Here is a 12,665-nt window from a genome sequence, read left to right as displayed (position 1 = left end):
CGTTGTGATAAAATCAATTCATTTTTTTGAAGTTGCGACTCGTAATATTGTCGGCTTCGGGAAACACGCCAAAGGATCAGCCATGCTGGACAAAAGCCACAAACCGACCTGGACTAGTTTTGAGAATGCCACCAAGGCCGACTGGGACGCCGTTATGGATTATGAAGAGGCGTATAATGCCGCCTTGCCGGATCGCATTCTGGACGCCATTCGGTCACTGGACGAGGAATGGACACCCTATCCCATCAACCGGTATCAGCACAGCCTTCAGGCCGCGACCCGGGCTTATGAGGATGGCGCGGAAGAGGAGTTGGTGGTCGCTGCCCTAATCCACGATACCGGTGATATTCTGTCACCCTACAACCATGGAGAGCTGTCAGCGGCGATGATGAAGCCCTATGTCAGCGAGAAAACCTATTGGATACTCAAGCACCATTGCGTGTTTCAGGGTTACTACTACAACCACCACCTTGGAGGAGACCGAAACGCGCGCGACAAGTATCGCGACAGCCCCCATTGGGAGGACTGCCGCTATTTCTGCCATGAATACGATCAGAAGGCGTTTGACCCAGACTATCCGACGAAACCGCTGGAGTTTTTTGAACCCATGCTGCGCCGCATCCTGAGCAAGGGCGAAGGCCATATGGAACTGAACGAAACTGCCGAAGATTAACAGGCAGCCATCAGGCGATAGACAATCTGAGCTGTGGTGAAGTCCCAGGCGGCATTGCCGTCCGGGGCCAGCTCAACCACATCGAAGCCCACGCATCTGCGCCCCTTGAGCGCGTGCTCGACTAGCCGCAGTGCCTGGTAATAGCCCAACCCGCCAGGCACCGGTGTTCCAGTGGCGGGCATCAGCGATGGATCCAGCCCGTCGACGTCGAAACTGACATAGACCAGCTCGGGGAAGTCTGCAGGCAGGTCGACCGAATGGATGTTACCTGTCACCAGTTCCTCGGCATCCACGTGAAAGACGTGGTTTCTCAGTCGGCTTTGGGCCTCTTCAGTTGAAAAAGCGCGGACACCGAACTGGGCGAGCCGAACGCCCTCTTCGGCAAGCAGGTGCATCACTGAGGCGTGAGAGTGTTTTTCGCCCTGATATGCGTTGCGCAGGTCGGCATGGGCGTCGATCTGGACGATGCCGATGGGTTGGTTTAGCGCACGGGCCACACCTATCACTGCGCCATAGCTGAGGGAATGCTCGCCGCCCAAAGTGACCGGTACCTTTCCAGCCCGAATTGCAGCTTCGGTGCGGTGCGCAAGGCGTTCCATTACCTCGGGCAACGGGCCGTCACAATTTAGCGGTTCTTCGGTGAAAATCCCTTCGACACAGGGCTCCGCGTGACCGGTGATGCGTTCCAGTTCATTACTGGCCTCGATAATTGCCTCGGGGCCTTTGGCCGTGCCGGCCCCGTAAGAGACCGTGCGCTCCAAAGGCACCGGGATCACGCGAAAGCGGGCATCTTCGGTGCGTTCGGATGCGGTCAATTCGCTGTCGAGAAAAATGCTCATGAGAGTCTGTCCTTGAAGTCGTCATATCCGAACTGCCGGATGATCTTCAGCTCGTCCGTTTCGCTGTTCCACAGGGCGATTGTGGGCAGGGGGACGCCATTGAAAGTGTTTGTCTTGACCATCGAGTAATGTGCCTGATCGAGGAAGGCAAAACGCTGTCCGATCTCCAGCGGCTTGTCCCAAGTGTAGTCGCCAATCACGTCACCCGCCAGACAGGACGGGCCGCCAAGGCGATAGGTATGGCCTGTTTTGGCTTCATCCATAAGGGCAGGGCGATAGGGGGCCTCGATCACGTCGGGCATGTGACATGTGGCCGAGATATCAGTGATCGCGAGGTTCATGCCGTTGGTCGGCAGGTCGAGGATTTCACCGATCAGAATACCTGCGTCCAGCGCCACAGCCTCACCGGGTTCAAGGTAAACATCAATGCCATAGGTTTCGCGAATGTCCTTGAGGAAGGCCACCAGCCCGTCGCGGTCATAATCATCGCGGGTGACGTGGTGGCCACCGCCGAAGTTCAGCCACTTGAGCTGATCAAGGTAGGGTTTGATCTTCGGTTCGATGGCGGTCCACGTGCGTTGCAGCGGTTCGAACCCCTGTTCGCAGAGAGTGTGCATATGCAAGCCGTCAACGCCGCGCAACGTGTCGGCGGTCAGTTGGCTGACTGGTGTGCCAAGGCGCGAGCACGGGGCGCAGGGATCGTATTTCGGAACCTCGCCTTCGGAATGTTCCGGATTAATGCGCAGGCCAACGTGCACTTTGGCGGCTTGGGCTTTGGCGAGAAACCGATCCTTTTGGGCAGGGGAGTTGAATATGACGTGATCGGACAACGACAGGATTTCGTCGAAATCCGCGTCTTTGTACCCGGCGCAGAAGGTGGCGACCTCTCCGCCATATTCCTCGCGGCCCAGCCGGGCCTCATAGATACCCGAGGCGCAGGTGCCCACAAGGTGTCGGCGCACCAACGGGGCCAGTGAGAACATTGAAAACGCCTTGAGCGCGCTGAGAACATGCGCGCCGGAACGGGTTCCGACATCAGCGAGGATTTTCAGGTTCCGTTCAACCGCTTTTTCGTCGACCACAAAGCAAGGGCTGGGTACACGGGAGAGGTTGAAATTGCGGAAGGCACCGGCGTCTCCGGCCTGTGTGGTCATCATGTCGGACATAACCGGCGTCTCCGTTTGGTGGAGAGGCCGGGGGCGCTGCCCCCGGACCCCCGGGATATTTAGGGCCAGATGAAGCTGAAGCGGATCAGAAGGTGACCGGGCCGTCGAGTTCATGGACCTGCCATGGCAGGCCATGTTCGTTCAGCATGGCCATGAAGTCGTCCGGGTCGAGCTGTTCCATGTTCCATACGCCGGGCTCGGTCCAGTTGCCTTTCAGCACCTGCGCCGCGCCGATCATGGCGGGGACACCGGTGGTGTAGCTGACGGCCTGGCTGCCGACTTCCGCATAGCATTCCTGATGATCGCAGATATTGTAGATGTAATAAGTCTTCTCGCCTGAGCCATCCTTGGCCTGACCTGTGGCGATATCGCCGATGCAGGCCTTGCCCTTGGTTTCCGCGCCCAGATCACCGGGATCAGGCAAAAGGGTTTTCAGGAATTGGATCGGAATGATTTCCTTACCGTTATGCATCACAGGGTCGATGCGGGTCATGCCTACGTTTTCCAAGACCTTGGCATGCATGATATAGGCGTCGCCGAATGTCATCCAGAAACGGGCACGCTCGATCTCGGGGAAGTGGGTCGAGAGCGATTCCAGTTCCTCGTGATACATCAGGTACATGTTCTTGGGGCCGATGGCGGGGAAATCGAACTCGACCTTGTGGGTCATGGCGGGAGAATGTTTCCATTCGCCGTTTTCCCAGTGGCGCACTTCGGCCAGTACTTCGCGCAGGTTGATTTCGGGGTTGAAGTTGGTGGCAAATTCCTGATCGTTCGAACCGCCATTGGCATCAAGCACGTCGATCTGGCGGATGGTGTCCAGCTTGTGCTTTTTCAACCATTTGGCAAAGACCGATGTGACCCCGGGATCGAAGCCCGAACCAAGGATGGCTGTCAAACCGGCCGCCTTAAACCGTTCCTGATAGGCCCATTGCCAGTGGTATTCGAACTTGGCCTCGTCCTCGGGCTCATAGTTCGCGGTGTCAACGTAATGAATGCCCGCCTCAAGGCATGCGTCCATCAGCACCAGATCCTGATAGGGCAGGGCGAGGTTTACGAGGATTTCAGCACCAGTTTCCTTGATCAGCTTTACAGTGTCTTCGACCTTGTAGGCGTCCAACTCGGCGGTCGCAATATCAACGCCCACACGGTCTTTCACCGACCTGGCGATAGTGTCGCATTTCGATTTCGTGCGGCTGGCCAGCGTGATTTCGGTGAAGATATCTGAATTCATTGCCATCTTGTGCACGGCAGCGTGGGAAACGCCACCTGCGCCGACAACCAGTGTTTTGCCACTCAAAGTTCCCATGGGGGTGATCTCCTCTCAGGGGTTATTCGTAATAGGTGTAACCATTGATCGAGTCGCGGTAAGCGCTCATCAGGGTTTTGCGGTCCTTGGCTTTCAGGGTGCCGGTCGAAATCGCCTCATCCACCATTTTGCGGAAGGCGGCGACGCAATCCTGCGGGTCGAATTCGACATATGACAGAACCTGGCTGATCGTGTCGCCCTCTTGTTCGTGCAGCAGGTCAAAGCCACCGTCCCGACGCAGGTCTATGGTGACGACGTTGGTGTCACCAAAGAGATTGTGCAGATCGCCCAAGGTCTCCTGATAGGCGCCGACGAAGAAGACACCCATGAAGTATTCGTCCTCTTCGGGCAGGGAATGCACCGGCAGGCTGGGGGAAACACCGTCGGCCAGAATGAACCGGTCGATCTTGCCGTCACTGTCGCAGGTGATATCGGACAGCACGGCGCGACGGTCGGGGATCTGGTTCAGAAATTGCAGCGGCACGATCGGGTGCAGCTGGTCGATGGCCCAGACATCTGGCAACGACTGGAACAGCGAGAAGTTGCAGTGATAGATATCAGCAACCTTTTCAAGCTGGTCATTCAGGTCCGTTTCCAGATCCTCTGACGCGGCCAATGCCTTGAGCCGGGCCATCAGCGACAGGTATATCCGTTCGGCCCGCGCCATCTGACGCAGGTCGACATAGCCGCGACGAAACAGGGCGCGCAGCTCGTTACGATAGAAGGTGGCGTCGTTCCAGCATTCCTGCAGACGGTCGCGGGAGAGGTATCCGTGCACCGCGGCGAGGTCCGAGACCAAGTGGTGGTCATCCGGATCAACCTCGGGGCCATTGGGCGCATCGTAAAGCGTGCTTTCGAGCACGTTGAAGACCAGCATCGAGGACGTCGCCACCACCGCGCGCCCACTTTCCGTGACCAGTGTCGGATGGCCCACCTCTGCCTCGTCCATGGCGTAGGCCACGGTTTCGACGACATTGGCGCAGTATTCTTCGACCGTGTAGTTGATCGAGTTTTCGGCAGCTTTCTTTTCGCCGGTGTAATCGACCCCCATGCCGCCACCCAGATCCAGGTGAGTCAATGGAACGCCTTCGCGAGTGAGCTCGGTGTAATAGCGACAGGCTTCGCCCACAGCGCGGCGCACATCGTTGACATCCTGAACCTGGCTGCCCAGATGTGAATGCTGCAGCTTGAGGCAATGCAGCAAGCCTGCGTCTTTCAGCTTGTCTACCGTGGCGATAAGCTGATCAGTGTTCATCCCAAAGGCCGAGCGGTCGCCCGAACTTTCTTCCCATTTGCCGCTGATCTGGTTGGTCAGCTTCACCCGAACACCGATCAGGGGCTCGATGCCCAGTTCGTTGTAAACTTCTATTACCGTGTCGGCCTCTTTCGGGCTTTCCAGAACGATGACCGTGTTGAACCCAATCTTGCGGCTTAGAATCGCCAGTTGGATGAACTCGGCATCTTTGACGCCGTTGCACACGATCAGCGCGTCAGGGGCCAGACGATGGGCCAGCGCAATCACCAGTTCGGGTTTAGAGCCTGCCTCGAGCCCATAGTTATATTTCTTCCCAAACTCGACGATCCGGTCAACAACCTGGGCCTGTTGGTTTACCTTGATCGGGAATACGCCGCGATAGCTGCCATTATAGCCCACGCGCGTAATCGCATCTTGGAAACTTTCGTTCAGATGGGCGATTTCGTGTTCCAGATAAGACGCGACTCGTAGGACCATCGGTGCCTTGATGCCGCGGTCGTCCAGATCGCTGAGGATACCGGGCAGGCTGATCGCCGCTGTCTCGGGGGCCATGGGATTGCGCAGACCGATCTCGCCCTGTTCGGTCACCTCGATGAGGCCTTTGCCCCATTTCTCAACTCCGTAGATGGAATGCGGTGCGTCGGGCGTCTGTTTCAATCAAGTCGGTCCTTAACGTAGGGTGCCAGTTTCGCGCCCGCCAATACGGCAGCAGTTTGATTCTTCCAAGTGTAAACTATCTGATTGGGGATTCCGAATTTTACGCGGACGGGTGGATTGGGATCAGATGATTGTCCCATTGGCATTCGGCGCGGGTTCGAACAGCTGGGCGCGCGCCCGTCAATGTCCCGAAGGCGCCTGTTCCCGTGGTAAAGACCAACCCGTTCGCACCGGCCCCAAGCCCACAGACATCCTCAAGCGCGAAGGCGCCGATGAATGTGCCACTGGTTGTGTCAAACTGGTGCAGCGCATTGCCGCGCGGACAGGTGATTGCGATCGTCTCGGCGTCGGCTGAAAACGCGACGCTGCCAGTGTATCCCTGCAACATGCTTTGTTCGTGATCCGGTGCCGCCAGCAGGCGTGGGGCTTCACCCTGACAATGCAAGCCCAACAGGGGCGGGTGTTCGGACTTGCTGCCCTGCCATTGCATGGCAAAGCCAACCGGACCGTCGCTCCGCACCGCCAGATGGCGGATCGAGTTCTTGTGAAGCTGGTGAGGTAACGACACCTGCTCTTGGATCCTACCCGACAGGGTGAGATAGCTCAGGTTGGGTGCCATCGTCGGCAGGTTCAGCTTTGTGCGCCCGGTTTCGGGGTGGGTTTCGATCCCGCCATTGGCAATCACCAGCGTTTCCCCGTCGGGCATCAGGCGCATGTCATGCGGGCCTATTCCGCCAGATGAAAACTCACCCAGACGCGAAAAGCTTTCAGCGTCCCAGACACTGATAATACCTGTCCCGGCTTCGTAGTCGTTCTCGGTGGCATAAAAATACGCGCCATCTGCCGAGAATGTGCCGTGGCCGTAGAAGTGTCGGCTTTCAGGGGCATTTAGCTGCGCAATCTGCGCGCCGGTTGCGCAATCGATGACGATGGCAAAGGTGCCCGGACGTCTGGCAAACGCGACCGCAAAGGCCTTGTGCGGATGGGCTGCGGCCGCATGTCCGCGTCCGGGTAGAGGCACGGAGAACACGATTTTCCCCAATGTGCTCAACCCGGCAAGTCGAAAGGAACCGTCGGGAAACAGCCCTGCGGCCAGAAAATCAGGCGAACCGGCCGAGGCCCACCCGCGGACCGGGGAAATCGCGGCTGCGGCAAGACCGGCAAGAAAATGGCGGCGTGACGTCACGGGTTAGTCTCCGTCCAGCGAGTTGAATCCTGCGCTGATCCCCAATGTCGGACCCAGCTCGGTCACGGCGATGGTGCGGATATCGTGGATCGACTGTTGAAGCGCCTCGATCCGGAACCGGGCTTGGGGATCTGAAACCCCGGCCAGCGAGGGATCGTCAATGGATTGAGCGTTCTGGATGGCACGTGCAAACGCAGCGTCCAGTTCCGACGCGATTTCGGGGTGATCAAAAGACAGCCGTGCGGCTAAATCCCGCAAGGATATCAGCGAAAGTTCCACATGGCGCAAAGACCGCCCGGACCGCCACGCTTCGGCCCGGTTCGGACGGGGGCGGTCGAATGTCCCCATGGGGCGACCCAGCCGAGTGTCCGCCGTGAACTCAAGACCGGTAGACAGGGCCTTGAACAACTCCTGCATCGCTTCGTCCTGCGTCCGGTAGCGGCTGTTCTCTCCGGGTAGGGTAAGGCTTGGGGCATAGCTGTGCCAGTCCTGCGCCATCGCGCGGGCATTGGCATCGATATCCGCCGTGATCGCCCTGATCAGCGCGCAGCGATATTCGGCATTGCCCTGTTCCGCGTAATTGGGATCGAACAGCATCCGTTCGAGAGCAAAGAACCCGCGCCCTGCTATGGACGTTTCGGCATAGGTCTCCGGGCTTTGCACGGCATCATCCTGAGCTTCGATATGCTGGGATAGCGCTTTGGATGTGAACCCTTTCGTGTCGGGCCAAAAAGCCATGGCGAAAGCGCGGTCATCGATCTCGGTCGGACCAAACCGCAGGTGGCTGGCGGATATCCAGCTGTCAAAAGCCGCATCGTAGGCCGCGCGCAGCGCCGGTGAGGTCGGATCGCACTCAACCAGGGATGCGCTGACCAGCGCGCCCGTCGTTTCCGGGAGCGTGTCGAACCGGGGCAGGATATGGGTTTCAGTCACATCCATCAGGATCGGCGCGCGATCCTGTGCCTGCGCGGCAAGTGGCATGATCAACGCTGCAACAAGGGTAAGAACTCGCATGGGTCAGAGGCTCTCCAGAAATTGGATCAGGGCATCACGGTCGACTTTGGGTATCGAGACAACAGCGTCGCGGGCAGCTTGCGCTTCACCGCCATGCCACAGGATCGCCTCTAGCAATGTGCGCGCCCGCCCGTCATGCAGAAATTCTGTGTGGCCAGAGACGCGTTCGGTCAGGCCAACGCCCCACAAAGGCGGCGTGCGCCATTCCCGGCCCGTTGCGCGGGCCTCGGGGCGATTGTCGGCCAGACCTTCGCCCAAGTCATGAAGCAACAGGTCGGTGTAGGGCCATATCAGCTGAAAACTGTGCTCGGGCCGGTCTTCCATCCGATGAGTGACATGTGACGGTGTGTGGCATGACGCGCAGCCGGTTGCATGGAACACCTCTTTCCCGCGAAGGACCCTGGGGTTGTCCATGTCGCGGCGACCCGGCACGCCCAGATTGCGGCTGTAGAAAGCGACCAGGTCCATACCCTGATGATCGATCTCAAAGCCGCGCTCATCATTGTCGCCGTGCGGGGCTTTGATGCAGTTCACCTGCACATTGGTGCAATCCCCGTGCGGAGCAGGGTAGAGTGGGTTCGATATGCCGATATCCCCGGCAAAAGCAGCTGCCGATTGTTCCATAACTGTCGGCATCCCCGCCTTGTGACCGAACCGGCCCATCATCGGCGTGTCAAACTCGACCGACCAGACGATATTCGGGCGACCTGATATGCCGTCCCCATCCAAATCGTTAGGGTCGGCCTTGGCAAGCAGGTCTTCGACCGGGATCGCTTCCAACAGGCCAAGCCCGATCATCTGCGGCGCGACGCGTGGGCTTAGCATCGCGTTGGGGTGCAGCGGGCCATAACCCAGATCGGCTGCCTGATAAGTCGGGCGGCGCAATGAGGCGGTTTCACCGTCAGAAAGCTCCACCGGGATTTCTTCGTACGAGATGTCCAGCCGGTATTCCGCTGGATGACCTGCCAGTGCGAAATCCTGCATCTGCCCACCATAGGTAGGCTCGGGCAGAGTGGCGATGTAATCTTCTATCGCTGCATAGCCATCTTCCGACGTGCCGGGGATCGAGACCCGCAGAAACATCGAAACCGCGTTGTCATCGGGCCCGTTTGGCGTGTGTCCGCGCCCATCCTTGATGTGGCAGCGCTGGCACGACCGCGCGTTATAGAGCGGCCCCAACCCGTCAGAGGCGAGCGTCGATGAGGGCGACGAAACCCAGACCTTCTTGAACAGCCCGTTTCCGACTTTGAAATTCAGCTCCTGTTCAAAGCTCAGGTTGTCTGACGGTTGCGAGAACGCATCCGCGTCAGTACGGACCCGAACAGTCGCAGCCCCGGCGGGCAGTTCTTCAAACTGCTGCGGTGCGCTGAAATCCTGGGGCGGTGCTGTGACAACGGCAATTCGGGCGCGTTCATCGTCAGTGCGGGGGGTGAAGTTCAGATGCAGGTCCTGTAGCTCGGCTGACAGGGAAGGGGTGGCCGCAAAGGCGACCACCGACAGGGCGACAAGGCTATTCGCCTTCGTCCATTTTCGATGCGTTGAGTTGCGCATAATTGGCTTCGCCGATCCTTTCATAGAGGTCGAGCTGCGTTTCGAGAAAGTCGATATGGCCCTCTTCATCGGACATCAACTGCTCGAACAGCGACATCGAGACATAGTCGCCGGCATCCCGACAATATTCGCGCGCTTCCTTGTACAAGGCCCGTGCATCGATCTCGGCCGCAAGGTCACATTCCAGCGTTTCCTTTGGTGTTTGACCGATCCGAAGCGGGTCCAGCTTCTGAAGGTTGGGGTGGCCTTCCAGAAAGATGATCCGTTCGATCAGCTTGTCCGCGTGGCCCATCTCTTCGATGCTTTCCTCGCGGCTTTTCTTGGCCATGTGGCCAAGCCCCCAGTCTTCCTGCAACCGGTAGTGCAGCCAGTATTGGCTGACTGCAGTCAGTTCATGCCGCAGAGATTTGTTGAGATATTCGATGACTTTTGGATCGCCCTTCATCTGCACTCTCCTGTGATACTGCCGCGCGCAGGGCGCGGAGTTGCATGGGTACTTCGAGATTATCGCTTGGCCGCATCGTGTCCAGAAACAGAGGCATGCATCCGCCGCAATCCGCCGATTTTCCAAGAGCACGGTAAACCTTGCCGGGGGTGATGATGGTTTGGGGATCGGCTGTCCGCATCCAGTCGATGGCGGCGCGGATGTCGTGGTCCGAGATGTTGGTGCAGTGGCAGACAATCATGAATGTTGGCTTGGGTTTGTGTGGTTCAAAGGGCTGGCGGGTCAGCGTGCTGAGTGTACCGGGGGCAGGCAAGCCCCCGGCACGTGTTCTTGTTTAGTGGAATACCGCGTCGGGGTTATCCAGACTGTCTGATCCTTCAAATTCAATCTGGTCCAGTTCCAGTGCGGTCACGATGCGCTCGATTGTCTTGGTCTGGTCGATCAGGCCGTTGACGCCGGCCATGATTAGGGTTTCACCGCCTTCGTTGCCGCGTTCCAGCATTTGGTCATAGGCAAACCCTGCTTCCGCGGTCGATTTGATCCTGCCAAGGGCTTGCATCGTGACGGCCAGTTTCGCCTTCATCTCGGCGTCCAGTGCCGGATCAGTTGCGATTACCAGATCGGCCAGCGATGCGCCTGATACAGGTGTGCCATCGATGCGGGTATAGCTGCCCAGATAGACGTTCAGAACGCCCAGTCCATCGTAGTAATGGCTGTTGTGGGTGTTGTCCGAAAAGCAATCATGTTCTTCTTCCGGGTCGTTCAGCATCAGGCCCAGACGCATCCGCTCACCCGCTTGTTCACCGTAGGACAGTGAACCCATACCGGTCAGGATCGCACTGACACCCCCAGTTTCGTTTTCCATCAGCGCCGCGCGCGCCGCGCCGCCTTGTTTCCACTGGTCCGCCATCCAGCTCAGGTCGCTGACCAGCAGGTCGGTTGCGGCGCTCAGATACTGGGCACGACGGTCGCAATTGCCACCGGTGCAGGCATCGCCGTTTGCATAATCGGTTGCCGGACGGTTGCCTGCACCTGCCCCGTGTCCATTCATGTCCTGACCCCACAGCAGGAACTCGATAGCGTGGTAGCCGGTCGCGACATTGGCTTCGATACCATCAGCTTCATGCAGGGTTTCGCTCAGCAGTTCCGGAGTAATCTCGCTGGCGTCAATGGTTTCGCCCGACAGTTCGAAGCTGGGGTTGGCGATGACATTCAGAACCGCAAATTCGTTCTCATCCGTCGCGCCACCATAGGCCGCGTCGACATAATCAATCAGACCTTCATCCAGTGGCCAACCGTTTACTTTGCCTTCCCAGTCATCAACGATTGCGTTGCCAAAACGATAAACTTCGGTCTGTTGATAAGGCACACGCGCTGCAACCCATGCTGCCCGTGCCGCAGTCAGGGTCGCGTCCGAGGGTTCGGCAATCAGCGCACCGACTGCGTCCCGCAAAACCTTTGCCGCAGTCAGGCTGTCGTCATACTTGGCTTCGGCAATATCGGCATAGGTTTCCAGAATATCCGCTTTTGTCGGCACATCACCGGCAAAAGCAAAAGTGGCTGTCGCAAATGTCAAAGCGCTGGCTGTTGCAAACAACTTGGTCATGGAGGTCGATACTCTCTTTTCAGAACTGTCAGATCAGGCGGGTTTGTTCCCGCGGCGGCTTTCATTGAAATAACTGAGTTAAAAAGTCAACATTGTCAATCTGAGTTTTTTTGTCGGATAATGAAACCGCTGACTCAGTTGCCACTATCCCCATATCTGGCGGGGGTTCGGTCCGGCGGATCACATTGTGCGATACATGTTTCGGGCTAAAATCAGCCAAGTGATTCTTTGTAGGTGGTTTGTTGTTCATGAAGCGCGTGGTTCTGGCCTTGTTCCTGTTTCCTGCGGCACTTGCGGCGCAAGCAACGCAGGTTTCCACGCCTCATCACCATGGTTCGGCCCAGATCGACATCGTGTTTTCTGACACCGGGTTCGCCTTGGCGCTGAGGGTGCCAAGCATGGACATCGTCGGGTTTGAAACCCCGGTTGAAAACGATGACAGCCGCACGCGTGTGGCCATAGCAATGTCAGAGCTTTCCGACCCGCTGGACCTGTTCGTAACCCCGCCGGAAGCTGGGTGCTCTACGGTGACCGCCCATGTGGTTCTGACATATGGTATCACACGGCAGAGTGGCGAGGCGAACGCAGTTTCAGGCTCCACAACGGCGGAGAGTCACTCGGAGTTTCAGGCGGACTATGTCATTCAGTGTCAGGATATGAATGCGCTGAACATGATCGAGTTCGCCTATTTCGCGCGGTTCAGTGGGACTGGCCAGCTGAACATCCACTTGAATACGAACGGGGTACAGGACGCTGTCGAAATCACACGCGCGGCACCATATCTCGATCTTCAGCCGGATCGATGAGCGCTGAAATCAAAAGAAAAACCACAAGTGGTGTTTCGGTTTGATGCTCTGGGGAATTGGTAGCGGAGGAGGGACTTGAACCCCCGACACGCGGATTATGATTCCGCTGCTCTAACCAACTGAGCTACTCCGCCGTGAGTGAGAGGCGATGTAAGCGA

General features: G+C 57.9%; 13 protein-coding genes and 1 tRNA gene. 3 read left to right on the top strand and 11 right to left on the bottom strand.

What is annotated here, in order from left to right:
• Positions 1 to 82: 82 nt before the first annotated feature.
• The gene (locus ACR0DS_RS02740) at positions 83 to 673 is read left to right on the top strand and encodes an HD domain-containing protein (RefSeq protein WP_267365093.1); all 591 of its coding nucleotides are present in this window, start codon (positions 83 to 85) and stop codon (positions 671 to 673) included.
• Here the strand turns inward: ACR0DS_RS02740 and speB are convergent.
• From speB to ACR0DS_RS02695, 9 genes are all read right to left on the bottom strand, one after another.
• Positions 670 to 1,512, bottom strand: a complete 843-nt coding sequence (speB, locus tag ACR0DS_RS02735; protein ID WP_480482116.1) for an agmatinase — start codon at positions 1,510 to 1,512, stop codon at positions 670 to 672. The genes ACR0DS_RS02740 and speB overlap by 4 nt on opposite strands.
• On the bottom strand, positions 1,509 to 2,678 hold the full coding sequence (nspC, locus tag ACR0DS_RS02730) for a carboxynorspermidine decarboxylase (protein WP_480557716.1): 1,170 nt from the start codon (positions 2,676 to 2,678) through the stop codon (positions 1,509 to 1,511). The genes speB and nspC overlap by 4 nt, the downstream gene beginning before the upstream one ends.
• Before the next feature lie 85 nt (positions 2,679 to 2,763).
• Positions 2,764 to 3,987: a saccharopine dehydrogenase family protein gene (locus tag ACR0DS_RS02725; protein ID WP_480557714.1), complete on the bottom strand. Its 1,224-nt coding sequence runs from the start codon at positions 3,985 to 3,987 to the stop codon at positions 2,764 to 2,766.
• A 22-nt stretch (positions 3,988 to 4,009) separates the two neighbouring features.
• Complete coding sequence (gene speA / locus ACR0DS_RS02720; protein WP_480557712.1) at positions 4,010 to 5,899, bottom strand: biosynthetic arginine decarboxylase; 1,890 nt, start codon at positions 5,897 to 5,899, stop codon at positions 4,010 to 4,012.
• A gap of 100 nt (positions 5,900 to 5,999) precedes the next feature.
• A complete protein-coding gene (locus ACR0DS_RS02715) occupies positions 6,000 to 7,085 on the bottom strand; it encodes a DUF1513 domain-containing protein (protein ID WP_480557710.1) in 1,086 nt (361 codons plus the stop codon).
• A gap of 3 nt (positions 7,086 to 7,088) precedes the next feature.
• Complete coding sequence (locus tag ACR0DS_RS02710; RefSeq protein ID WP_480557708.1) at positions 7,089 to 8,099, bottom strand: imelysin family protein; 1,011 nt, start codon at positions 8,097 to 8,099, stop codon at positions 7,089 to 7,091.
• 3 nt (positions 8,100 to 8,102) lie between these two features.
• Positions 8,103 to 9,650: a di-heme oxidoreductase family protein gene (locus tag ACR0DS_RS02705; protein WP_480557706.1), complete on the bottom strand. Its 1,548-nt coding sequence runs from the start codon at positions 9,648 to 9,650 to the stop codon at positions 8,103 to 8,105.
• Positions 9,610 to 10,095: a bacterioferritin gene (gene bfr / locus ACR0DS_RS02700; protein WP_267365109.1), complete on the bottom strand. Its 486-nt coding sequence runs from the start codon at positions 10,093 to 10,095 to the stop codon at positions 9,610 to 9,612. The genes ACR0DS_RS02705 and bfr overlap by 41 nt, the downstream gene beginning before the upstream one ends.
• The gene (locus ACR0DS_RS02695; protein WP_267365112.1) at positions 10,043 to 10,336 is read right to left on the bottom strand and encodes a (2Fe-2S)-binding protein; all 294 of its coding nucleotides are present in this window, start codon (positions 10,334 to 10,336) and stop codon (positions 10,043 to 10,045) included. Before ACR0DS_RS02695 ends, bfr begins: the two co-directional genes overlap by 53 nt.
• On the opposite strand from ACR0DS_RS02695, the gene ACR0DS_RS02690 reads away from it, so the two are divergent.
• Positions 10,251 to 10,433: a hypothetical protein gene (locus tag ACR0DS_RS02690; protein ID WP_480514530.1), complete on the top strand. Its 183-nt coding sequence runs from the start codon at positions 10,251 to 10,253 to the stop codon at positions 10,431 to 10,433. The two genes, ACR0DS_RS02695 and ACR0DS_RS02690, sit on opposite strands and share 86 nt — an antisense overlap.
• On the opposite strand, the gene ACR0DS_RS02685 is transcribed toward ACR0DS_RS02690, so the two are convergent.
• Positions 10,430 to 11,701 carry an imelysin family protein gene (locus ACR0DS_RS02685; RefSeq protein WP_480557704.1) on the bottom strand — a complete coding sequence of 424 codons (1,272 nt, stop codon included), beginning with the start codon at positions 11,699 to 11,701 and terminating at the stop codon, positions 10,430 to 10,432. The two genes, ACR0DS_RS02690 and ACR0DS_RS02685, sit on opposite strands and share 4 nt — an antisense overlap.
• 248 nt (positions 11,702 to 11,949) lie before the next feature.
• Between ACR0DS_RS02685 and ACR0DS_RS02680 the strand changes: the two genes are divergently transcribed.
• Entirely contained in the window at positions 11,950 to 12,507 is a 558-nt protein-coding gene (locus ACR0DS_RS02680) for a ZrgA family zinc uptake protein (RefSeq protein ID WP_480487689.1), read from the top strand.
• 57 nt (positions 12,508 to 12,564) lie between these two features.
• Here ACR0DS_RS02680 and ACR0DS_RS02675 read toward each other — a convergent pair.
• Positions 12,565 to 12,641, bottom strand: a tRNA-Met gene (locus tag ACR0DS_RS02675).
• Positions 12,642 to 12,665 lie beyond the last annotated feature (24 nt).

This window comes from Ruegeria sp. AF5 (assembly GCF_056541905.1).
This window is presented reverse-complemented; position numbering and strand designations above follow the sequence as displayed.